Origin of the sequence: Pantoea deleyi (assembly GCF_022647325.1) — a bacterium.
Lineage (GTDB): Bacteria > Pseudomonadota > Gammaproteobacteria > Enterobacterales > Enterobacteriaceae > Pantoea > Pantoea deleyi.
Genome location: NZ_CP071405.1, coordinates 2,794,100 through 2,814,761 on the forward strand (window position 1 = coordinate 2,794,100; position 20,662 = coordinate 2,814,761).

A 20,662-nucleotide genomic window follows, 5' to 3' on the forward strand; every position below is an offset into this window, starting at 1 on the left:
AGTGGCGTTTTTCGTAACGGGTTACGCCTGCAGCGCGTGGATCACCACCCACATCGGCCCCTGCCCTACCGCATAACGGCCCAGCGGCTGCAACAGCCCTTTGGGTTCGCTAATCGCATAGACTTCGATGTGATGAGATTTCTGCCCGGCGGCCACCAGGAAACGTCCGCTGTGATCGATATTAAAGCCGCGCGGCTGGGTTTCGGTCGGCTGAAACCCTTCCAGGGTCAGCTCATCGCCCGCTTCGCTGACGCTGAAGATCGCCAGCGTGCTGCTGGTGCGATCGCAGGCATAGAGGAAGCGGCCATCGGGCGTCAGATGAATATCGGCGGCCCAGCGCGTGCCGCTAAAGTCCGGCGGCATCATATCCAGCGTCTGCACGCTTTCGGCTTCGCCTTCGCCGTTATTCAATGCCCAGACCTCAACCGTGCTGTCCAGCTCGTTGACGCAGTAGGCGTAGTGGCCGCCCGGATGGAACTGCATATGGCGCGGACCGGCGCCTTCCACCGTCGTCACCTGCGCCTGCGGGCGCGGCGTCAGCTGACCCGCGTCATTCAGCGCAAACAGGCAGATGCGATCCTGCTTCAGTGCCGGAACGTAGAGCGTCGTATTGTCGTTATCAATATTGGCGGAGTGACAGCCGTCCAGGCCGTTGATGACCTGCAGCGGAGCCTGCGGAATGCCCTCTTCATCGATCGGGCTGACGCTGACGCAGGCATCGTTGTAAGAGCCGCAGAACAGGAACCGGCCCTGATGGTCGGTGGAGATATGGGTCGGGCTGCCGGGCAGCGGCGCCTGGCCCGCTTCGGTCAGCGTGCCATCGGCGGCGATACGGAACGCCAGTACGCGGAAATTGGGACGCACACCGACATAGAGAAAATCGCGTTTCGGACTCACCACCATCGGCTGAACCTGGCCGGCGACATCCGTCACCTGAAGCAACGTCAGCCCGCCCTCATCATTCATCTGCCAGACGTGAATCTGCTGGCTCTCGGGACTGGCGGTGTAGACAACCTGTTTCATGCATTCTCCTTTTTTGCTGCCTGATCATGATCTGTGAATCACTGTAGCGTGTTTTACTGCCCGACGCTGAAATCATTTGTGTCCGGTTTTTTGTCTCCGGGCCGTGGTCAGGTGTAGACTTTACCCCCTGCAAACCCGGAAAAATGGAAGGATTAATGCGCTACCGTGTCATTGCCCTCGACCTCGACGGCACGCTGCTGACCCCAGCTAAAACGATTCTGCCGCAGTCTGTTGACGCCCTGAACCAGGCACGTCAGGCGGGCGTGCATGTCGCTATCGTTACCGGACGCCATCACTGCGCCATTCACCCTTTTTACCAGGCATTACAACTGGATACACCCGCAATCTGCTGTAACGGCACCTACCTGTATGATTACCAGGCGAAAAAGGTGCTGGCCGCCGATCCGCTGGAACCGGCGCGGGCTTTACAGGTGATTGAGATGCTGGATCGTCAGCAGATTCACGGGCTGCTCTATGTGGATGACGCGATGCTCTATCAGACCCCGACCGGTCATGTGACGCGCACCCTGAAATGGGCCGAATCCCTGCCGCCCCACCAGCGCCCGCTGTTCCGTCAGGTGCCCGACCTGGCGCAGGCTGCGCGTGACGCCGGTGCGATCTGGAAGTTTGCCCTGTCGCACGAAAACATCCCCGAATTGCAGCAGTTCGCCCGCACGGTTGAAGCGGAGCTGGGCCTGGCGTGTGAGTGGTCCTGGCACGATCAGGTGGATATCGCAAAAGGGGGCAACAGCAAAGGCAGACGGCTGGCGCAGTGGGTCGAATCACTGGGCCTTACCATGGATGATGTGATTGCGTTCGGTGATAACTATAACGATCTCAGCATGCTGGAAACGGCCGGGCTCGGCGTGGCGATGGGCAATGCCGATGAGGCAATCCGGGCGCGGGCGAAAGTGGTGATCGGCACCAACCTGGAACCCGGTATTGCCGATACCCTCTATCGGTACGTGCTGTAATCAGGGCGTCACCGAGACGCTCTTTATCTGGGCATACAGCCACTGATCGGGCCGGATGCCCAGCTCATCACGCGCCCACGGCGTGATGCGCGCCCAGAGTTCACTGATGCCGATGCGCAGCTTCACCTCGACCTGATCCCCGACCTCCAGCAGCTCCACCACCTGCGCCGGTAAGATGTTACGGATAGAGCTGTGCTGCGGCGGTTGCAGCGCCAGCGAAACGTCGGCTGACGCGATGCGGATACGCAGCGGCGTTTTGACCGGCTGATTCACCCGGCTGACCCAGATATGCTGATCGCCCAGCGACAGCGCGGTCATCGGATAGTCAGGATGCTGTTCCAGCACCTGCACCCGCAGCACGCTGGTCAGCTCGCTCACCGGCAGCCACGGCCGCATCGCGCTGCTGCTCCAGACCCGCTCCAGCGGACCAAAGGCTTTGACTTTGCCCGCATCCAGCACCAGCACGTTATCGGCCAGTTGCAGGATCTCCTCCAGGCTGTGCGAGACGTAGAGCATGGGGATATCGACCTGCTTCGCCAGCTTCTGCAGATAGGGCATCAGCTCCCGCTTACGCGGCAGATCCAGCGACGCCAGCGGCTCATCCAGCAGCAGCATATCCGGGGCGGTCAGCAGCGCACGACCTATCGCCACCCGCTGTTTTTCCCCGCCCGACAGCGACCGGGGAAAGCGTGGCAGCAGCGCCTCCAGGCCCAGCAGCGACACCAGATTATCGAACTGCGCTTTCATCCCCGGCGCCATGCCATATTGCAGGTTGCCCCGCACCCGATAGTGCGGAAACAGCCGCGCATCCTGGAACACATAGCCGATGCGCCGCTTCTCCGGCGGCAGCGAGATCTGCTGCTCCGCGTCGAACAGCAGACGATCTTTCAGCTGGATGCGTCCGTGCTGCGGCTGCGTCAGGCCGCTGATGGCGTTGATCAGCGAGGTTTTCCCGGCGCCGGAGACACCAAAGATGGCGGTGATCCCCCTGGCCGGGATCTGCAGGTCTACCGCCAGCTGGTGGTCGCCCTGCTGCTGAGTAAAGTTAAGTGATAGCATCAGTTCCCCATCCGCTTGCGGCTCTGCCGTGCCAGCCATTCCGACGCCAGCAGCGAGGCGAGCGCCAGCACGATAGCGATAACGCAGAGCCGCGCCGCCGCCCCTTCCGCGCCGGGCGTTTCGATCAGGGTATACATCGCCAGCGGCAGCGTGCGCGTCTCGCCGGGAATATTCGAGACAAAGGTGATGGTGGCGCCGAACTCGCCCAGCGATCGGGCAAAAGCCAGCACCGTGCCGGCGATCACGCCTGGCAGGGTCAGCGGCAGCGTGATGGTCAAAAAGACCCGCCAGCGGCCGGCGCCCAGCGTGCGTGCCGCCTGCTCCAGCCGGCTATCCACCGCCTCCAGCGCCAGACGGATGGCGCGCACCATTAACGGAAGCGCAATCACGGCCGACGCCAGTGCGGCTCCGCGCCAGCTGAACGCGAAGCTGAACCCGAACCAGTCGTAGAGCTTTTCTCCGATGATGCCGCGGCGGCCCAGGGTAATCAGCAGCAGATAGCCCACCACCACCGGCGGCAGCACCAGCGGCAGGTGGATCAGGCTGTCGAGCAGCGCCTTGCCGGGAAAACGGCAGCGCACCAGAATCCACGCCATCAGGATGCCAAACGGCAGACTGCCCAGCACGGCTATGCCAGAGACTTTAAGGCTAAGCACTACCGCCTGCCATTCGGGATCGCTGAGTATCATTTCGTCGGTGTAAATCCGTAATGGTTGAAGATCGCCGCGGCCTGCGGCCCTTTCAGGTAATCATAAAACGCTTTTACGCTGGCCGTGTCGCGATCGTTCACAATCGCCAGCGGATATTCCACGGGCTTGTGGCTGGAGGCCGGAAAACGCCCCACCACCGCAACCTTATCACTGGCGACCGCGTCGGAACCGTAGACGATGCCGTAAGGCGTTTCGTTACGCTCGACCAGCGCCAGCGCTGCCCGCACATTGTTTGCGGGCGCTAACAGAGGCGCCACCACCGGCCAGGCCCCCAGCGTCTGCAGCGCCTCTTTCGCATAGATCCCCGCCGGAACGTGGTCCGGATCGCCGACCGCCAGTCGTTCGCCGTGCAGCAGGCTTTTCCAGTCAGTCTGTGCATCCAGCGTGACCGCGCTGGCTGCGGCACGCCGGGGCGCAACCAGCACCAGATCGTTGCCCAGCAGGGTAACGCGGCTGCGGGTGATGACGCTTTTTTTCGCCACCGCATCATCCATCCACTGCTGATCGGCAGAGATAAAGAGATCGGCCGGCGCGCCCTGCTCAATCTGCCGCGCCAGCGTTGACGAGGAGGCAAAAGAGGCAACGACCTTCACCCCTTTTTCCTGCTGATACTGCGTCGCAATGTCCTGAACGGCATTGGTCAGGGAAGCGGCCGCAAACAGGGTGATGTTATCGGCCGCCACGGCCTGCCCGGCCAGCGAAACGCTCACCAGCGCCGCCAGGCCCCAGCGATGAACAGATAATGACATGATGCTCTCCGGCTATTCGTTGTGTAGCGGATGATACAACGCCGGTTCGGGCAGCGTCATGAAATTATCGGCAGAAGAGAGAGAAGATTGAGCAGAAGCGAGGGGGAGAAACGACCACGCCCGCACAGACGGCGGGCGTGGCAGCGTTTAATTGTGCGAACGGGCGGAGGATTTTTCGCGATGACCCACTTTCGAGAAGATGTTGAACACTTCACCCAGGCCATAAATCATACCCAGCATCAGCGCCATTACCACAGGGACCATCAGGATCGCCACGGCGAGGCTTTTCAGTAATTCCAGCATGGAGAGTCTCACTCTGCGAACAAAGAAGTGATTGTAACGGGTCAGTAAAATTTTGCGCAGCCCTTTTCGTGCTTTTACTTTGGTCACAAAACGCCGCTATCATCGGCCTTCGCCTTAACCCTTTGCCGGAGCCGTCATGGAAGCCGAACTGTCCCTTCATATCCGTTTACACCAGAAACTGTTTGCCGATCCGCGACGTATCGAGCTGCTGAAACGGATTCAGCAGACCGGATCGATCAGTCAGGGCGCGAAGCTGGCCGGCATCAGCTACAAAAGCGCCTGGGATGCGATCAATGAGATGAACCAGATGGCGGATGAGACGCTGGTTGAGCGGGCCACCGGCGGCAAAGGCGGCGGCGGTGCCACGCTGACCCGCTACGGGGAGCGCCTGATCCAGCTTTTTCAGCTGATGGAGCAGATTCAGCAGAAAGCTTTCGATGCGCTGCAGCAGGATACGCTGCCGCTCGACAGTCTGCTGGCCGCCATCGCCCGTTTCTCGCTGCAGACCAGCGCCCGCAATCAGCTCTTTGGCACCGTGATCAGCAACGATGCCCGCCAGGTGGTGCAGCATCTGATCATTCAGCTGGCCGATGGCGTGACGCAGCTCAGCGTGGCGCTGACTCAGCGCAGTGCCGATCGCCTGCAGCTGGCCGCAGGTAAAGAGGTGCTGGTGCTGATCAAGGCGCCGTGGATCCGCGTCAGCCGCGACACCACAGAGCAGGACAATCATCTGGCGGCCACCCTGACCGCCATTGAGCCGGGTGAGCAGAGAAGCGAACTGCTGATGCAGCTCGCCAGCGGCGAAACCCTGTGCGCGACCCTGAGCAACGACCGGCTTCATCAGCTGGCGCTGCAGCCCGGTGACGCCGTGTTCGCCAGTTTCAATGCAGAGGAGGCGATCGTCGCTACCCTGCTCTAGCGCCTGATTTGACTTCACCCCGGGCAATGGTTACAACTCACTCATACGATGCAAAAAATGGAACAGATCATGGCTTCATTGCACATTTCGCAAGGCACGTTTCGTCTGAGTGATACCCGGGTGCTGCGTCTCGATACGCTGGATCTGCAGCGCGGCGAGAGCTGGGCGTTTGTGGGCGCCAACGGCAGCGGCAAGTCGTCGCTGGCGCGCGCCCTGTCCGGTGAGCTTCCGCCGCTGAGCGGTACTGTTCGCAGTGCCTTCGTCCGGCCGGTCCGGCTGTCGCTGGAGCAGTTGCAGACGCTGGTGGCGCAGGAGTGGCAGCGCAACAACACCGACATGCTCAGCGAAGGAGAAGAGGATACCGGACTGACGGTGGCAGAGGTGATCCAGGCGGAGGTCAGCGACCCCGGCCGGTGCGAACAGCTTGCCCGCCAGTTTGGCATCGGACCGCTGCTGTCGCGTCGCTTTAAATATCTCTCAACCGGCGAAACCCGCAAGACCCTGCTCTGTCAGGCGCTGATGAAGCAGCCCGATCTGCTGATCCTCGATGAGCCGTTCGACGGTCTGGACGTGGCGTCGCGCGCCAGCCTGACCGGGACGCTGCGCAGCCTGCAACAGCCGGACTTTACCCTGGTGCTGGTGCTCAATCGTTTCGATGACATTCCCGATTTCATTCAGCAGGTGGGCGTACTGGCGGAGTGTACGCTGACCCACAGCGGGCCGCGCCAGGCCATTCTCACCGAGGCGCTGGTGGCGCAGCTGGCACACAGTGAACAACTGATGGGAATGGCGTTGCCGGAGGCGGACGCGCCGGACCAGCTGCCCCGGCTGGCCGATGAGGCGCCGCGGGTGATCCTGCGCGACGGCACCGTCTCCTATCACGACACGCCCGTCATCAGCGGGCTGAACTGGCAGGTCAGCGCAGGCGAACACTGGCAGATCGTCGGGCCGAACGGCGCCGGAAAATCGACCCTGTTAAGCCTGGTGACCGGCGATCATCCGCAGGGCTACAGCAACGATCTCACCCTGTTTGGCCGCCGTCGCGGCAGCGGCGAAACCATCTGGGAGATCAAGCAGCATATTGGCTATGTCAGCAGCAGCCTGCATCTCGATTACCGCGTCAGTACCAACGTGCGGACCGTGATTCTGTCCGGCTTTTTTGATTCGATCGGCCTCTATCAGGCCGCCTCTGACCGGCAGAAAGCGCTGGCGCAGCAGTGGCTGACGCTGCTGGGGATGGATGACCGGCTGGGCGATGCGCCCTTCCATTCGCTGTCGTGGGGCCAGCAGCGGCTGGTGCTGATCGCCCGTGCGCTGGTGAAACATCCGACGCTGCTGATTCTGGATGAACCGCTGCAGGGGCTGGATCCGATTAATCGCCAGCTGGTGCGGCGCTTTGTCGATGTGCTGATTGGCGAGGGACGCACACAGCTGCTGTTTGTTTCCCATCATGCCGAGGATGCGCCCGGCTGCATTACCCATCGCCTGAGTTTCATGCCGCACGAAGCGGGCTATCACTACCGGCAGGAGACGCTGCGCTAAGGCCCTGCGCTGCAGACGCCGCCGCGGCGGCGTTCTGCTGCGCCAGAATGTAAGCGTTACCATCCAGCCTCTCTTTTATCCTGCTTTCATCGCACACAATGCCACAAAATAAGAATAATCAGCTTGTGTAAACGATACCATTTATCCAGACTTGATCACGCTTTCGGGCGCGCTGATATGTTATTTTTCACGGATGCCTTTTTGGCTTTTGACGCTTACCAGGATCTCACATGGACAAATTCAACCCGGTCGATCATCCGCATCGCCGTTACAATCCACTGATTGATCAATGGATTTTAGTCTCACCGCATCGGGCCAAACGTCCGTGGCAGGGCGCGCAGGAAACCCCGGCGGTGAATACGTTACCGAGCCACGATCCCGACTGCTTCCTGTGTGCCGGCAACACCCGTATCACCGGCGACAAAAACCCGGACTATCCCGGCACCTACGTCTTCACCAATGACTTTGCGGCGCTGATGACCGACACACCCGACGCGCCAGAGAGCGACGATCTGCTGATGCGTTGTGAAAGCGCCCGCGGCACCAGCCGGGTTATCTGCTTCTCGCCCGATCACAGCAAAACGCTGCCGGAGATGTCACTGAGCGCGCTGGAAGAGGTGGTGCGCACCTGGCAGGCGCAGACCGCCGAGCTGGGTCAGCACTATCCCTGGGTGCAGGTGTTCGAGAACAAAGGCGCGGCGATGGGCTGCTCCAACCCGCATCCGCACGGTCAGGTCTGGGCTAACAGCTTCCTGCCGAACGAAGCGCAGCGCGAAGATGACCACCAGCGCGACTACTTCACTAACAAAGGCACACCGATGCTGGTCGATTACCTCGCGCGCGAGCAGCAGGATGGCAGCCGCACCGTGGTGGAAACCGCTCACTGGCTGGCCGTGGTGCCGTGGTGGGCCGCCTGGCCGTTCGAGACCCTGCTGCTGCCTAAAGCGCACGTCAGACGTCTGACCGACCTCAATGAGGCGCAGCGCACCGACCTGGCTTTAGCGATTAAGAAGCTGACCAGCCGCTATGACAACCTGTTCCAGTGCTCCTTCCCCTACTCCATGGGCTGGCACGGTGCGCCGTTCAACGGCGAAGCCAACGATCACTGGCAGCTGCATGCGCACTTCTATCCGCCCCTGCTGCGCTCAGCAACGGTGCGTAAATTTATGGTCGGCTATGAGATGCTGGCCGAGACCCAACGCGATTTAACGGCGGAACAGGCGGCGGAACGTCTGCGTTCTGTCAGCGATGTTCACTTCCGTGAGGCACAACAATGAGCTTAAAAACCATCACGCAGCAGCTTTTCTCTGACACCTTCGGTTACGCCGCTACGCACACCATTCAGGCGCCGGGCCGCGTCAACCTGATCGGCGAACATACCGACTACAACGATGGCTTTGTACTGCCGTGCGCTATTGATTATCAGACCGTGATCGCCTGCGCCCGCCGTGACGACCGCCAGATCCGCGTCGTCGCCGCAGACTATGAGAATGCGCAGGACACCTTCTCGCTGGATGAGGCGATCGTCAGCGTGCAGGCGCCGATGTGGGCCAACTATGTGCGCGGCGTGGTGAAGCATCTGCAGCAGCGTCACGCCGATTTTGGCGGCATCGATATGGTGATCAGCGGCAACGTGCCGCAGGGCGCGGGCCTCAGCTCCTCCGCCTCGCTGGAAGTGGCGGTCGGCACCGTGGTGCAGCAGCTCTACAACCTGCCGCTGGATGGCGCGGCCATTGCGGTCAATGGCCAGGAAGCGGAGAACCAGTTCGTGGGCTGTAACTGCGGCATCATGGATCAGCTGATCTCGGCGCTGGGCCAGAAAGATCATGCGATGCTGCTGGACTGCCGCACGCTGGGCACCCGTCCGGTCTCGATGCCTGACGATGTCGCCGTGGTGATCATCAACTCCAACTTCCGCCGTACCCTGGTCGGCAGCGAATACAACACCCGCCGTGAGCAGTGCGAAGCGGGCGCGCGTTTCTTCAGTAAAAAAGCGCTGCGTGACGTTGAGCTGGCCGAGTTCGAGGCGGCCGAATCGCAGCTCGACCCGCAGGTGGCAAAACGGGTGCGTCACGTTCTGACCGAAAACGCCCGCACGCTGGAAGCGGCCGATGCGCTGACCCGGGGCGACCTGACGCGCATGGGCGAGCTGATGGCCGAATCGCACGCCTCAATGCGTGACGATTTCGAGATCACCGTGCCGCCGATCGATACCCTGGTGGCGATCGTCAAGGCGCAGATCGGCGAGCATGGCGGTGTGCGCATGACCGGCGGCGGCTTCGGCGGCTGTATCGTCGCGCTGATGCCGCAGGATCGCGTTGAGCAGGTGAAAGCGGCCGTGGCAGAGCAGTATGAAGCCGCGACCGGCATCAAAGAGACCTTCTACGTCTGCAAAGCCTCTGAAGGAGCCGGCACATGCTGAATGATGTCAACTCCCATGCGCCTGACGGTCAGCCGTGGCGCATCACGGTACTGCGCAATGCCAGCGGTATGCTGGTGACCTTTATGGACTGGGGCGCGACCTGGCTCTCCGCCCGTGTGCCGATGCAGGATGGCACGGTGCGTGAAGCGCTGCTCGGCTGCGCCACGCCCTCTGACTATCTGCATCAGGATGCCTATCTGGGCGCGACGGTGGGCCGTTACGCCAACCGTATCGCCGGGGCAACGCTGAATAAACTGAATCGCCCGCTGGTGCCGAACCAGGGCGCCCATCAGCTGCATGGCGGACCGGAAGGCTTTGATAAGCGCCGCTGGCAGATCGTCAGCCAGAGCGACAGCGAGGTGCACTACCGCATCGATTCGCCGGATGGCGATCAGGGCTTTCCCGGCAACCTGATTGCCGATCTGCGCTATCAGCTGGATGACCAGAACTGCGTAAGCATCCATTTTGAGGCGCGCTGCGATCAGCCCTGCCCGGTGAACCTCACCAACCACGCCTACTTTAACCTTGATGCGCATCATGGCGATGCCCGCCAGCATCGCTTACAACTGCACGCCGACCACTATCTGCCGGTCGACAGCGAGGGCATTCCGAATGCGCCGCTGAAAGCCGTGGCGGGCAGCAGCTTCGATTTCCGTCAGGCCAAAGTCGTGGCGCAGGATTTCCTGGCGGATGAGGATCAGCGTGCGGTGAAGGGCTATGACCACGCGTTCCTGCTTAACAGCGCAGGCGACGACAGCCAGCCCACGGCGGAACTCTGGTCAGAGGATGGCAGATTACAGCTCAGCGTGACCACCTCGGCCCCGGCGCTGCAATTCTATTCCGGCAACTATCTGGCCGGCACCCGTGCCCGCGAACAGGGAAGCTATACTGCCTTTCAGGGCATTGCGCTGGAGAGCGAATTTTTACCGGATTCGCCCAATCACGCTGAGTGGCCTCAGCCCGATTGCTGGCTGCAGCCGGGAGACCGCTGGGAATCCGTGACGCGTTATCGCTTCACGCCACGCTGAGCGGCCGGCTGAAAAACGCGCAGTGCGTCACACACAGGCTTACGCGCTGCCCGCTTTTCCGTTATGGTATGGCGCTATCAGCTCGTGTGTCAGGCGGGCAGCAGCAGGTTTCCAATCTCACAGAAACATCACAGTATTAAGGAGTTAAGCTATGGCTGTAACTAAGCTGGTTCTGGTGCGACACGGCGAAAGCCAGTGGAACAACGAAAACCGCTTTACCGGTTGGTATGATGTTGACCTTTCTGAGAAGGGTCGTGGCGAAGCCAAATCAGCGGGACAGCTGCTGAAGAAAGAGGGCTTTGTCTTTGATTTCGCTTACACCTCGGTACTGAAGCGTGCGATTCATACGCTGTGGAACGTGCTGGATGAGCTGGATCAGGCCTGGCTGCCGGTTGAGAAAACCTGGCGTCTGAACGAGCGTCACTACGGTGCGCTGCAGGGTCTGGACAAAGCGGAAACCGCCGCGAAATATGGCGACGAGCAGGTTAAGCAGTGGCGTCGCGGCTTTGCGGTCACCCCGCCAGAGCTGGATCGTGCCGATGAGCGTTTCCCTGGCCACGACCCGCGTTACGCGTCACTGACGCCGGAGCAGCTGCCTACCACCGAGAGCCTGGCGCTGACCATCGACCGCGTTATCCCTTACTGGAACGACACTATTCTGCCGCGCATCAAAAGCGGTGAGAAAGTGATCATCGCGGCACACGGTAACTCCCTGCGCGCGCTGGTAAAATATCTGGATAACCTGAGCGAAGATGAGATCCTCGAACTGAACATCCCGACCGGCGTGCCGCTGGTGTATGAGTTCGACGAAAACTTCAAACCACTGAAACGCTACTACCTGGGCGACCAGGATGAGATTGCCGCGAAAGCCGCAGCCGTTGCGAATCAGGGTAAAGCGAAGTAATCCCGCGCTGAAAGGCAAAAAGGCCAGACTACCGTCTGGCCTTTTTTTAATGGGTGCTTCTCCGCCTCTGCCGATCAGCCGCGACGCTGTTTCACCGCGGCCGCCAGCTGGCGCAGCACTTTGTCCGTATCTTCCCAGCCGATGCAGGCGTCGGTGACGCTTTTGCCATAGACCAGCGGCTCCCCGCTCTCCAGGCTCTGGTTGCCTTCGACCAGATGGCTCTCGATCATCACGCCGACAATCGCCTGTTCTCCGCCGCTCAGCTGCTGCGCGACGTCATCCGCCACCACCATCTGACGCTGGAACTGCTTGCTGCTGTTGGCGTGGCTGAAGTCGATCATTACCTGCTGAGGCAGACCCGCTTTCGCCAGTCCCTCTTTCACCGCGGCCACATGCTGCGCGCTGTAGTTCGGCTCTTTGCCGCCGCGCAGGATGATGTGGCAGTCGCCGTTACCGCTGGTTTCGACAATCGCGGAGTGACCGTACTTGGTTACCGAAAGGAAACAGTGCGGTGAACCCGCCGCGTTGATTGCATCGATTGCGACCTTGATGGTGCCGTCGGTGCCGTTTTTGAAGCCGACCGGGCAGGAGAGCCCCGAAGCCAGCTCGCGGTGAACCTGAGATTCGGTGGTCCGCGCGCCAATCGCGCCCCAGCTCATCAGGTCAGCCACATACTGCGGGGTGATCATATCCAGGAACTCACCCGCCGCCGGTAAGCCGCTGTCGTTGATGTCCAGCAGCAGTTTACGCGCCAGACGCAGGCCGTCGTTAAGCTGGTAGCTGTTGTCCATGTAGGGATCGTTGATCAGCCCTTTCCAGCCCACCGTGGTGCGCGGCTTCTCGAAATAGACGCGCATCACCACTTCCAGTTCGCCCTTCAGCTCATCGCGCAGCGCCAGCAGGCGACCAGCATACTCTTTCGCCGCCTCGGGATCATGAATGGAGCAGGGGCCAATCACCACCAGCAGGCGGTCGTCCTGGCCCTGCAGGATCTGATGAATCGCCTGACGAGCCTGTGAAACGGTCTGTGCAGCACGATCGGTCGCCGGGAATTTTTCGAGCAGCGCAACCGGAGGTAACAGCTCTTTAATCTCTTTGATGCGTAAGTCATCGTTCTGGTAATTCATACTGATTCCATATTATTTCTGGCCCGGCGCCCGCCGGACACAACCCGCCCAATGTAGCCCGAAGCGCCAGGGGTGTAAATTCCCGCAGCGGGACAGTTGTGCGGGTGATATTTGCAATAATCAGGTTACCGACTAGACTTTTTAAAGGTAAGCACTGAAGAACGTCCCGCTTACACAATTTAATCATCCTGTTTAAGCAAACTGGCGGATATTATTTCGTCAGGGATTTTCTTACCCGAAATTGCACCTCTGGGCTTAAAGCCTCTTCATTTATTAACGGGAGCATAATGATGAAAAAGTTTGCCTTACTCTTTTTGACAGCAGCAATGACACTGAGCAGCGGCGCGGTCCTGGCTGAGGGCAGCAATAACGGCACAGCGAACCAGGCGGCCAGCGCAGGTGCAGCAGCGGGCGGCGCAAAAGAAAATCTGCCACCCAATAATGTGGATAACAGCAAAATTAATAACACCGGCCATGATATGAACCCGGCCACCTCCGGCAGCACCACCAGCGCCGGCAAGATGTCCGCTGATGAGATCGATCAGAACAGCCAGTGTAAAGATGGTAAATGTCCGAACATCAACCGTAAGGTTGAAACCAAAGTGGGCGGCGGTGACGTTAATACCAAAACCGACGGCACCACTCAGTAATACAGTTTTAACCAGGAGCGCGCACGCTCTCCTGGTTTCTCTCCCTTCCGCCCCACTCTTCCGCTATGCTAATCCTGTTAAATTGACAGGGAATCCTTCATGGCCGTTTTGCTTTTGATTGACGATCACCCGCTGGTCGAAGTGGCACTTGACGCCGCACTGAGCCAGTCTCCCATTCCGGTTAAGCTCCTTTCCGCCAGCAGTGAAAAAGCTGCCCGTTCCCTGCTTCAGCAGCCACTGGATATTATTGTGCTGGATATCGGCCTGCCGGATGGCGACGGGCTGGAGATCCTGCGCCGCCTGAAGATCCATCGCCCCGACTGCCCGGTTCTGATCTACTCTGCCCAGCAGACACGGCACTACGTGCGCCGTGCGCAGGCGCTGGGCGCGGCGGGTTATGTGGTGAAAAGTCAGCGCATGGCACAGCTGCTCAGTGCCATCCTGGCGGTGCTGGGCGGGCAGACGGCCTTTCCGCCGATGGAGGAGGATGAGCCTGAACTGCCGCTGACGCAGAAGGAGCGACAGATTCTGGCGCTGCTGGCCAGCGGCCTCTCTAATCTGCAGATCGCCGACCAGCTGCACATCAGCAACAAAACCGTCAGCACCCATAAAAAGAACATCCTGGAAAAAACCGGTGCCCGTTCGGTGGTGGAGCTGGCTGACCTGTGGAAGGCGCAGCAGTGAGAACACTCCTGCTGATCCTGCTGCTGCTGTGCGGTCCGGCGCTGGCGGAGGTACGGCCGGTGAGCAGCGTGAATCTGCCGATGATGCTGCCGGTCACCCAGGCCGACACCATGCAGGGCAAAGTTCTGCGCGTCGGCCTGCTGGAAGAGAACCACGCGCCCTGGACGATGCGCGTCGGCAACGATCTCTACGGCATCGACGCCGACTATCTCTCTGCGCTGCGACAGCTGACCGGCGCGCAGTTCCGGCTCAGCCTCTACCGCGATCAGCAACAGCTGCTGACGGCGCTGAACAGCGGCCAGCTCGATTTTGCGCTGGGCATGTGGGTTTCGCCGCTGCCCGACGCCATCCTGAGCAGCGACAACTGGTACAGCAGCCCGCTGCGGGTCTACCGCAATCAGCAGAACCAGCGTGCCGTGATGTTCAACAGTCACAACGCCTCGCTGGCGATCAGCGACAGCACCCTGGCGCAGCTCCCGCCCGCGCTGGCGGCCCGCCACAGCTGGCGTCGCTACAGCAGCGATCTCCAGGCGATCTATACCCTGATAAATCAGCAGAATGATTATGTGGTGGCGGATGAGACCAGCGCCGGTTTCCTGCTGAGCCAGCTGCAGCAGGGGCAGATCTACCAGATTGCCTCCCACATCGACGCCGGGCAGCTCAATCTGCGGGCGATTGCGCGCGATCCCGGGCTGATTGCCTGGATCAATCAGAGCCTGCGTCAGCTGCCTGCGGAACTGATGAACACGCTGCAGGCGCGCTGGAGCAGCAGCCTGCCGCGCTATCAGGATACGCAGACCCTGATGCTCAGCCCGGCGGAACGCGCCTGGATAGCCGATCATCCGCGCATCACCTACGCCGCCGAACCGGACAACTATCCCTGGAGTTACCGTGACGCCAGTGGCATCGCCCGGGGCTACAGCGTCGATTTGCTGAAGGCGATTGCCCAGAGCACCGGCCTGGCGTTTGAACCGGTCTGGGTCAGCAATCCCCGTCAGGCCGGTACGCTGATGGCGCAGCACCAGGCGATGCTGCAACTGATGCAGCCCGTGAACGGCGAGGCGATGCAGAGCACCTCGCTGCCGGTGTGGCGCGCGCTGTGGGGGATCTACAGCATCCGCCCCGATACGCCCGCGCACTGGCGCGATCTGCACGGCAAGCGGATTGGCGTATTGCAGGGGGATCTGGCCCTGCGGCTGCTGCCTGCGGATCTGCCGTCACAGCCGTTTGCCGACCGCAACAGCCTCTATGATGCGCTGGCGAAGGGCGAGATCGATGCGCTGGTCGATAACGTGCTCTCCGCCCGCTGGCGCATCGCCAGCCGCGACGACGCACGTATTCATCTCGCCTTTGCCGCCAGCGACATCGCCTGGCCTGTCGCGCTGGGCGTGACACCTGACCAGCCGGTGCTGCGAACCCTGCTCGATCGCGCCTTACAGCAGATCCCGGCCGACACCCAGAGCCGGATGCGTGACAGCTGGTCCACCCCGCCGCAGCCCGGCAGCGTGAGGGTAATGCGTTCGCTGCCGATGATGGTGCTGGCGGTGGCCGGAGCGGCAATTGTGCTGCTGTTACTGCTGCTGGCCCGGCGCTACTGGCAGCAGCGCCGGGAACGACAGCAGCGCGAACAGGCCGAACACGCCAACGCGATGAAGAGCCAGTTTCTGGCGACCGTCAGCCATGAGCTGCGCACGCCGATGCAGGCGATTCTTGGACTGCTGGAGCTGGAGAAGCAGCAGCGCAGCAGCCAGAACCTGACGCTGCTGCACAGCAGCGCACAGTCGTTACTGACCCTGCTGAATGATCTGCAGGATCACGCCCGTATCGAGAGCAACAGTTTTACTCTGGCGCCACGTCCGCTGGCGCTGGCGCAGTGGCTCAATCAGCAGCAGCACTTCTATCATCCGTTGATGCGCGCAGAGGGGCCACGTCTGATCGTCGAGGCCCTGACGCCGCTGCCTGACCTGATCATGATCGATGCCGATCGCCTGCAGCAGGTGGTCAACAATCTGATGACCAACGCGCTGAAGTTTACCCGTCACGGCACGATCCGCCTGACGCTGGCCGCCGGGCAGGCGCTGACCCTGACGGTCAGCGACAGCGGCAGCGGGATTCCGCCGGATGAGCAGCAGAAGCTGTTCGATCCCTGGTATCAGGCGCCCTCCGGCAAATCAGTTTCGGTGCAGGGCAGCGGACTGGGGCTGTTTATCTGCCGCGAGATGGTGCTGCGGATGGGGGGCGATATCCGGCTCGTGTCGGCTCCCGGTCAGGGCACCCAGGTCACCGTCACGCTACCGCTGGAGCCTGCCACCTCGCCCGGTCATGAAGAGGAGATCACCCAGCCCGCCTTTCCTGCGCTGCGGGTGGCGATTGTGGATGACCACCCGACCAACCTGCTGGTGATGCAGCAGCAGCTGGCGCGCTTCGCGATTCAGGCCGATATTTTCGAAGAGGGGCGTGCGCTTTTGCGGGCCGATGCTCAGCAGCCCTATGATCTGCTGTTTATCGACCAGATGATGCCCCGGCCCGACGGCACGCTGCTGCTGCGCCTGTTGCGGCGGCGTGATCGCCAGCGGGGCCGGCAGGCGATGCGGGTGCTCTGCTCGGCGGATGCGCAGCTGCTGACGCGCAGTCTGGCGGCGCGGGAGCAGGTGCTGATTAAACCGGTCCAGTCGGCCGATCTCCGCACGCTGCTGATGGCGTTTCAGCACGATCCGCTGGCGGCGCTGGATGACAATCTGTGGCAGCTGGCACAGCAGAATGAGACCTTTCTCACTCGCCTGAGCCGGACGCTCCATAGCACACTGTCGCAGGATCTGGCGGCCATGCATGAGACGTACGCCAGGACAGACTGGCCCGCGTTCGCCGCAGCGGCGCACCGGATGAAAGGAAGCTGGCTGCTGGCGGGGCTGGATCAGGGCGCGCAGCTCAGCCAGCAACTGGTGGAACAGGCAGGCGCGCATCAGGATCCTGCTGAGACGTGGCAATCACTGATATTATTAACAGACAGGTTACTCAAAAAACTGGAATCTTATGGCACACACCCACACTCATAGCGGGCAGGACAGTAATCGCACGCGTCTGGCGGCCGCCTTCGGGGTGACCGTTCTCTTTATGGTTGCCGAAGTGATTGGCGGCTGGATCTCCGGTTCGCTGGCGCTGCTGGCCGATGCCGGGCATATGCTGACCGACGCCGCCGCGCTGCTGATGGCGCTGCTGGCCGTGCAATTTGCCCGGCGCAAACCCAACGCCCGCCACACATTCGGTCTGCTGCGGCTGACCACCCTGGCCGCCTTCGTGAACGCCATCGCGCTGCTGGGCATCACCGCGCTCATCGTCTGGGAGGCGGTGCGCCGCTTTGCCGATCCGCAGCCGGTGACAGGAGGCCTGATGCTGGGGATCGCGATTGGCGGGCTGCTGGCCAATATCCTGTCGTTCTGGCTGCTGCATCACGGCAGCGAAGAGAAAAACCTCAACGTGCGCGCCGCCGCGCTGCATGTGATGGGGGACCTGCTGGGTTCGGTGGGGGCAATCGTTGCGGCGGTGGTCATTCTGCTGACCGGCTGGATGCCTATCGACCCGATTCTGTCGCTGCTGGTTTCGCTGCTGGTGCTGCGCAGCGCCTGGTCGCTGCTGCGGGAGAGTCTGCAGGAGTTACTGGAAGGGGCACCGCACTCGCTGGATGTGAACCGGATGATGCGCGATCTCACGCGGAACATCGCGGAGGTGCGCAATGTTCACCATGTGCATCTGTGGCAGGTGGGTGAAAAGCCGCTGCTGACGCTGCATGCGCAGGTGATCCCGCCTTACGATCACGATGCGCTGCTGCACCGTATTCACGACTATCTGCGGCAGCACTACCAGATTGAACATGCAACGGTGCAGATGGAGTATCAGCCCTGCACCGGTGCCGAATGTGAACTGGGCTTAAGCCGTGCAGCAGCCAGCGGGCATCACCACAGCCATTCGGCGGGTCACGACCACGATAATGATCATGACCACAAGCCTGACCCGGCGCACGCCAGCGGCAAGGCGCACACTCACTGAGCCGACAGCGCGCGGGAACCCTGTTGCCGCGCGCTGCGGATCCAGATACGTGAACCATTCAGCGCGATCAGCGTCAGAATCACATACTCCAGCGACATCGCATACACGCCCTGACGGGCGAATATCATCACGCTGATCACATTGATGATCACCCATAGCAGCCAGTTCTCGACATATTTGCGCGTCATCAGCACCATCGCCGCTATCGACAGCACCATCATGCAGGCATCCCAGAACGGGAAGGCGTCCGGCTGCAGTTCAGGCATCGCTACCGCCAGGCCGAGCGCGTTCATCAGCGTAACGGCTGCGCGGGTCAGCAGCGCAAACACCGGGTCGATATAACGGGTCATCAGCGCAATCGCGATCACACAGCCCGCGCCCCAGGCCAGCGCTTTGGGCAGCGGCAGCCAGCGGATTTTCAGCGCCGCCTCGTTATCGGCCGTCTGACGACTCCAGGCGTACCAGCCGTAGAGGTTGGCGGCAAAGAAGAAGAGCTGAAGCAGCAGGCTGGCGTAGAGCTGGATCTGGAAGAAAATCACCGCAAACAGCGTGACGTTAATCAGGCCGAAAGGATAGTTGATGATTTTTTCCAGGCTGGCAAACCAGATGCAGAGTAAGCCCGCCAGGGTAACGATAGCCTCAATCCATGAGAGATCGTAGCCGCCCGCCCCAAGAGGAATATGAACCAGAATGTTGTGTGTGCTGAAGAAGTCCATGCAGAGCACCTGTCCGGAAAACGCTTACGCGTTGCCCTTCACGTTGAGTTTAAGGTCTGCTGCAAAGGATAGCATGCGATTAAGCGGCAGTAACGCCGCCTCACGCAGCGTCTCATCCACCTGAATCTCATGTTCCACCCCGCCCGACTCCAGCGCCTCTGCGATGGCTTTCAGGCCGTTCATCGCCATCCACGGACAGTGTGCACAGCTGCGGCAGGTCGCCCCCTCACCCGCCGTCGGCGCTTCCAGCAGCTCCTTATCCGGCACGGCCTGCTGCATTTTGTAGAAGATGCCGCGATCGGTGGCCACAATCATCTGCGGATGCGGCAGCGACTTCGCGGCCTGGATCAGCTGGCTGGTGGAACCGACCGCGTCCGCCAGATCGACAATCGCCTGCGGCGATTCCGGATGCACCAGCACCGCCGCGTCGGGATAGAGCGCCTTCATCCGCTGCAGGGCCTGGGTTTTGAATTCGTCATGTACGATACAGGCCCCCTGCCAGCAGAGCACGTCCGCGCCCGATTTTTGGGTGACGTAATGGCCAAGATGGCGATCCGGTGCCCAGATGATTTTTTCGCCCAGGCTGTCGAGGTGTTCAATCAGCTCGACCGCAATGCTGGAAGTCACGACCCAGTCAGCCCGCGCTTTCACGGCGGCGGAGGTGTTGGCATAGACCACCACGGTACGATCGGGATGGGCATCGCAGAACGCACTGAACTCCTCAATCGGGCAGCCGAGATCCAGTGAGCACTCCGCCTGCAGGGTAGGCATCAGCACGGTTTTTTCCGGGCTGAGGATTTTGGCGGTTTCCCCCATAAAGCGCACGCCCGCCACCAGCAGCGTGGTCGCGGCGTGATTACTGCCAAAGCGCGCCATCTCCAGGGAGTCGGAGACGCAGCCGCCCGTCTCCTCTGCCAGCGCCTGAATCTCCGGATCGGTGTAGTAATGCGCCACCATCACCGCGTTGCGCGCTTTCAGCAGCGCTTTGATTTTCTCACGATAGAACGCCTTCTCATCATCGCTCAGGCGGGCAGGTTTCGGCGGAAAGGGGTAAACGGCGCTTTCAGGATCGAACATCACACTCATGACACAGCTCTCGTTTTATCTAATTAACGAAAATCGCCTTATCAGGCAACTTATGACGTTGATCACGCCATCGTGTTTTATATGCTAAACACGATAGCGGAAAAAACCGGCCCTGTCGTGAGCTTTTTATTCCGGCCTGGTCAAACCGCCTGCCCCGCCCGCGGCGTCTCCTCGCTCAGCGCCAGCGATGGCTGCGGTCTTTCCAGCGACAGCAAAAAGGCTTTGATATCCAGCCCGCCCGCAAAGCCGGTGAGCTTGCCGTTGGACCCGATGACCCGATGGCACGGCGCAACAATCGAGAGTGGATTACGCCCGTTGGCCGCGCCGACCGCACGCACGGCCAGCGGATGGCCAATCTCCCGCGCAATCTGGCTGTAGCTGCGCGTTTCGCCAAACGGGATCGCCACCAGCGCCTGCCAGACCTTTTTCTGGAAATCGGTGCCGACAAAATCGAGCGGCAGGTCGAAGACGCGCCGCGCGCCGGCGAAGTACTCGTTAAGCTGGCGCTCGGTTTCACGCAGAACAGGATGGTCGTCATCCTGCACCTGTGGCAAAAACCGGGTGCGTTTCGGATCGTCATTTTCCCACAGAATGCCCGCCAGGCCGCTGTCGCTGGCGACCAGTTTAAGCTCACCCACCGGGGTGGCGATTGGTCTGAAGTAGTACATGGTGATTCTCCCGTCACGGTTCCATCGCCCATTATCGCACTTTTCCCGGCC

The 20,662-nt window shown here is 61.1% G+C and carries 20 protein-coding genes; 11 read left to right on the forward strand and 9 right to left on the reverse strand.

Annotation, left to right across the window (positions count from 1 at the left end):
- Window positions 1-21: 21 nt before the first annotated feature.
- Window positions 22-1,023: a 6-phosphogluconolactonase gene (gene pgl, locus J1C59_RS13155; RefSeq protein ID WP_128086723.1), complete on the reverse strand. Its 1,002-nt coding sequence runs from the start codon at window positions 1,021-1,023 to the stop codon at window positions 22-24.
- A 155-nt stretch (window positions 1,024-1,178) separates the two neighbouring features.
- Between pgl and J1C59_RS13160 the strand changes: the two genes are divergently transcribed.
- Window positions 1,179-1,997 (forward strand): pyridoxal phosphatase, encoded by an 819-nt coding sequence (locus J1C59_RS13160; protein WP_128086724.1) that lies wholly within the window; start codon window positions 1,179-1,181, stop codon window positions 1,995-1,997.
- Here J1C59_RS13160 and modC read toward each other — a convergent pair whose 3' ends face one another.
- The 4 genes from modC to J1C59_RS13180 form a co-directional block, all read right to left on the reverse strand.
- On the reverse strand, window positions 1,998-3,056 hold the full coding sequence (gene modC, locus J1C59_RS13165; protein ID WP_128086725.1) for a molybdenum ABC transporter ATP-binding protein ModC: 1,059 nt from the start codon (window positions 3,054-3,056) through the stop codon (window positions 1,998-2,000).
- Window positions 3,056-3,745, reverse strand: a complete 690-nt coding sequence (gene modB, locus J1C59_RS13170; protein WP_140917145.1) for a molybdate ABC transporter permease subunit — start codon at window positions 3,743-3,745, stop codon at window positions 3,056-3,058. Before modB ends, modC begins: the two co-directional genes overlap by 1 nt.
- Window positions 3,742-4,515, reverse strand: coding sequence for a molybdate ABC transporter substrate-binding protein (gene modA / locus J1C59_RS13175; protein ID WP_128086303.1), 774 nt, complete (start codon window positions 4,513-4,515; stop codon window positions 3,742-3,744). The genes modB and modA overlap by 4 nt, the downstream gene beginning before the upstream one ends.
- A gap of 147 nt (window positions 4,516-4,662) precedes the next feature.
- Entirely contained in the window at window positions 4,663-4,818 is a 156-nt protein-coding gene (locus J1C59_RS13180; protein ID WP_098051177.1) for an AcrZ family multidrug efflux pump-associated protein, read from the reverse strand.
- A gap of 136 nt (window positions 4,819-4,954) precedes the next feature.
- Between J1C59_RS13180 and modE the strand changes: the two genes are divergently transcribed.
- From modE to gpmA, 6 genes are all read left to right on the forward strand, one after another.
- Complete coding sequence (gene modE / locus J1C59_RS13185) at window positions 4,955-5,737, forward strand: molybdenum-dependent transcriptional regulator (RefSeq protein WP_128086304.1); 783 nt, start codon at window positions 4,955-4,957, stop codon at window positions 5,735-5,737.
- Between the two features lie 69 nt (window positions 5,738-5,806).
- On the forward strand, window positions 5,807-7,279 hold the full coding sequence (modF, locus tag J1C59_RS13190) for a molybdate ABC transporter ATP-binding protein ModF (RefSeq protein WP_128086305.1): 1,473 nt from the start codon (window positions 5,807-5,809) through the stop codon (window positions 7,277-7,279).
- Between the two features lie 230 nt (window positions 7,280-7,509).
- The gene (gene galT, locus J1C59_RS13195; RefSeq protein WP_128086306.1) at window positions 7,510-8,556 is read left to right on the forward strand and encodes a galactose-1-phosphate uridylyltransferase; all 1,047 of its coding nucleotides are present in this window, start codon (window positions 7,510-7,512) and stop codon (window positions 8,554-8,556) included.
- A complete protein-coding gene (gene galK / locus J1C59_RS13200; RefSeq protein ID WP_128086307.1) occupies window positions 8,553-9,701 on the forward strand; it encodes a galactokinase in 1,149 nt (382 codons plus the stop codon). Before galT ends, galK begins: the two co-directional genes overlap by 4 nt.
- On the forward strand, window positions 9,695-10,729 hold the full coding sequence (gene galM, locus J1C59_RS13205) for a galactose-1-epimerase (RefSeq protein ID WP_128086308.1): 1,035 nt from the start codon (window positions 9,695-9,697) through the stop codon (window positions 10,727-10,729). The genes galK and galM overlap by 7 nt, the downstream gene beginning before the upstream one ends.
- Window positions 10,730-10,880: 151 nt before the next feature.
- Window positions 10,881-11,633 carry a 2,3-diphosphoglycerate-dependent phosphoglycerate mutase gene (gene gpmA / locus J1C59_RS13210; protein ID WP_128086309.1) on the forward strand — a complete coding sequence of 251 codons (753 nt, stop codon included), beginning with the start codon at window positions 10,881-10,883 and terminating at the stop codon, window positions 11,631-11,633.
- A 74-nt stretch (window positions 11,634-11,707) separates the two neighbouring features.
- On the opposite strand, the gene aroG is transcribed toward gpmA, so the two are convergent.
- Entirely contained in the window at window positions 11,708-12,760 is a 1,053-nt protein-coding gene (aroG, locus tag J1C59_RS13215; RefSeq protein WP_128086310.1) for a 3-deoxy-7-phosphoheptulonate synthase AroG, read from the reverse strand.
- Between the two features lie 287 nt (window positions 12,761-13,047).
- Here aroG and J1C59_RS13220 point away from each other — a divergent pair, with 287 nt between their 5' ends.
- The 4 genes from J1C59_RS13220 (at window position 13,048) to zitB (ending at window position 18,141) form a co-directional block, all read left to right on the forward strand.
- Window positions 13,048-13,410 (forward strand): YbgS-like family protein, encoded by a 363-nt coding sequence (locus J1C59_RS13220; protein ID WP_167498266.1) that lies wholly within the window; start codon window positions 13,048-13,050, stop codon window positions 13,408-13,410.
- Between the two features lie 99 nt (window positions 13,411-13,509).
- Entirely contained in the window at window positions 13,510-14,094 is a 585-nt protein-coding gene (locus tag J1C59_RS13225; RefSeq protein ID WP_128086312.1) for a response regulator transcription factor, read from the forward strand.
- Window positions 14,076-17,150, forward strand: coding sequence for a hybrid sensor histidine kinase/response regulator (locus J1C59_RS13230; RefSeq protein WP_140917144.1), 3,075 nt, complete (start codon window positions 14,076-14,078; stop codon window positions 17,148-17,150). The genes J1C59_RS13225 and J1C59_RS13230 overlap by 19 nt, the downstream gene beginning before the upstream one ends.
- Complete coding sequence (zitB, locus tag J1C59_RS13235; RefSeq protein ID WP_128086805.1) at window positions 17,128-18,141, forward strand: CDF family zinc transporter ZitB; 1,014 nt, start codon at window positions 17,128-17,130, stop codon at window positions 18,139-18,141. Before J1C59_RS13230 ends, zitB begins: the two co-directional genes overlap by 23 nt.
- On the opposite strand, the gene pnuC is transcribed toward zitB, so the two are convergent.
- From pnuC to J1C59_RS13250, 3 genes are all read right to left on the reverse strand, one after another.
- The gene (gene pnuC / locus J1C59_RS13240) at window positions 18,135-18,857 is read right to left on the reverse strand and encodes a nicotinamide riboside transporter PnuC (protein WP_140917143.1); all 723 of its coding nucleotides are present in this window, start codon (window positions 18,855-18,857) and stop codon (window positions 18,135-18,137) included. The genes zitB and pnuC overlap by 7 nt on opposite strands.
- Before the next feature lie 24 nt (window positions 18,858-18,881).
- Window positions 18,882-19,943, reverse strand: a complete 1,062-nt coding sequence (gene nadA / locus J1C59_RS13245; RefSeq protein WP_128086804.1) for a quinolinate synthase NadA — start codon at window positions 19,941-19,943, stop codon at window positions 18,882-18,884.
- 140 nt (window positions 19,944-20,083) lie between these two features.
- Complete coding sequence (locus J1C59_RS13250; protein WP_128086803.1) at window positions 20,084-20,611, reverse strand: methylated-DNA--[protein]-cysteine S-methyltransferase; 528 nt, start codon at window positions 20,609-20,611, stop codon at window positions 20,084-20,086.
- Window positions 20,612-20,662 lie beyond the last annotated feature (51 nt).

Excerpts from the sequence above, each read along its gene's own strand:
- gpmA (WP_128086309.1), top strand. The coding sequence starts at position 10,881 with ATGGCTGTAACTAAGCTGGTTCTGGTGCGACACGGCGAAAGCCAGTGG.
- galK (WP_128086307.1), top strand. The coding sequence starts at position 8,553 with ATGAGCTTAAAAACCATCACGCAGCAGCTTTTCTCTGACACCTTCGGT.
- galM (WP_128086308.1), top strand. The coding sequence starts at position 9,695 with ATGCTGAATGATGTCAACTCCCATGCGCCTGACGGTCAGCCGTGGCGC.
- J1C59_RS13250 (WP_128086803.1), bottom strand. The coding sequence starts at position 20,611 with ATGTACTACTTCAGACCAATCGCCACCCCGGTGGGTGAGCTTAAACTG.
- modB (WP_140917145.1), bottom strand. The coding sequence starts at position 3,745 with ATGATACTCAGCGATCCCGAATGGCAGGCGGTAGTGCTTAGCCTTAAA.
- modA (WP_128086303.1), bottom strand. The coding sequence starts at position 4,515 with ATGTCATTATCTGTTCATCGCTGGGGCCTGGCGGCGCTGGTGAGCGTT.
- J1C59_RS13225 (WP_128086312.1), top strand. The coding sequence starts at position 13,510 with ATGGCCGTTTTGCTTTTGATTGACGATCACCCGCTGGTCGAAGTGGCA.
- modF (WP_128086305.1), top strand. The coding sequence starts at position 5,807 with ATGGCTTCATTGCACATTTCGCAAGGCACGTTTCGTCTGAGTGATACC.
- J1C59_RS13160 (WP_128086724.1), top strand. The coding sequence starts at position 1,179 with ATGCGCTACCGTGTCATTGCCCTCGACCTCGACGGCACGCTGCTGACC.
- aroG (WP_128086310.1), bottom strand. The coding sequence starts at position 12,760 with ATGAATTACCAGAACGATGACTTACGCATCAAAGAGATTAAAGAGCTG.
- modE (WP_128086304.1), top strand. The coding sequence starts at position 4,955 with ATGGAAGCCGAACTGTCCCTTCATATCCGTTTACACCAGAAACTGTTT.
- galT (WP_128086306.1), top strand. The coding sequence starts at position 7,510 with ATGGACAAATTCAACCCGGTCGATCATCCGCATCGCCGTTACAATCCA.
- pnuC (WP_140917143.1), bottom strand. The coding sequence starts at position 18,857 with ATGGACTTCTTCAGCACACACAACATTCTGGTTCATATTCCTCTTGGG.
- zitB (WP_128086805.1), top strand. The coding sequence starts at position 17,128 with ATGGCACACACCCACACTCATAGCGGGCAGGACAGTAATCGCACGCGT.
- J1C59_RS13180 (WP_098051177.1), bottom strand. The coding sequence starts at position 4,818 with ATGCTGGAATTACTGAAAAGCCTCGCCGTGGCGATCCTGATGGTCCCT.
- pgl (WP_128086723.1), bottom strand. The coding sequence starts at position 1,023 with ATGAAACAGGTTGTCTACACCGCCAGTCCCGAGAGCCAGCAGATTCAC.
- J1C59_RS13220 (WP_167498266.1), top strand. The coding sequence starts at position 13,048 with ATGATGAAAAAGTTTGCCTTACTCTTTTTGACAGCAGCAATGACACTG.
- modC (WP_128086725.1), bottom strand. The coding sequence starts at position 3,056 with ATGCTATCACTTAACTTTACTCAGCAGCAGGGCGACCACCAGCTGGCG.
- nadA (WP_128086804.1), bottom strand. The coding sequence starts at position 19,943 with ATGAGTGTGATGTTCGATCCTGAAAGCGCCGTTTACCCCTTTCCGCCG.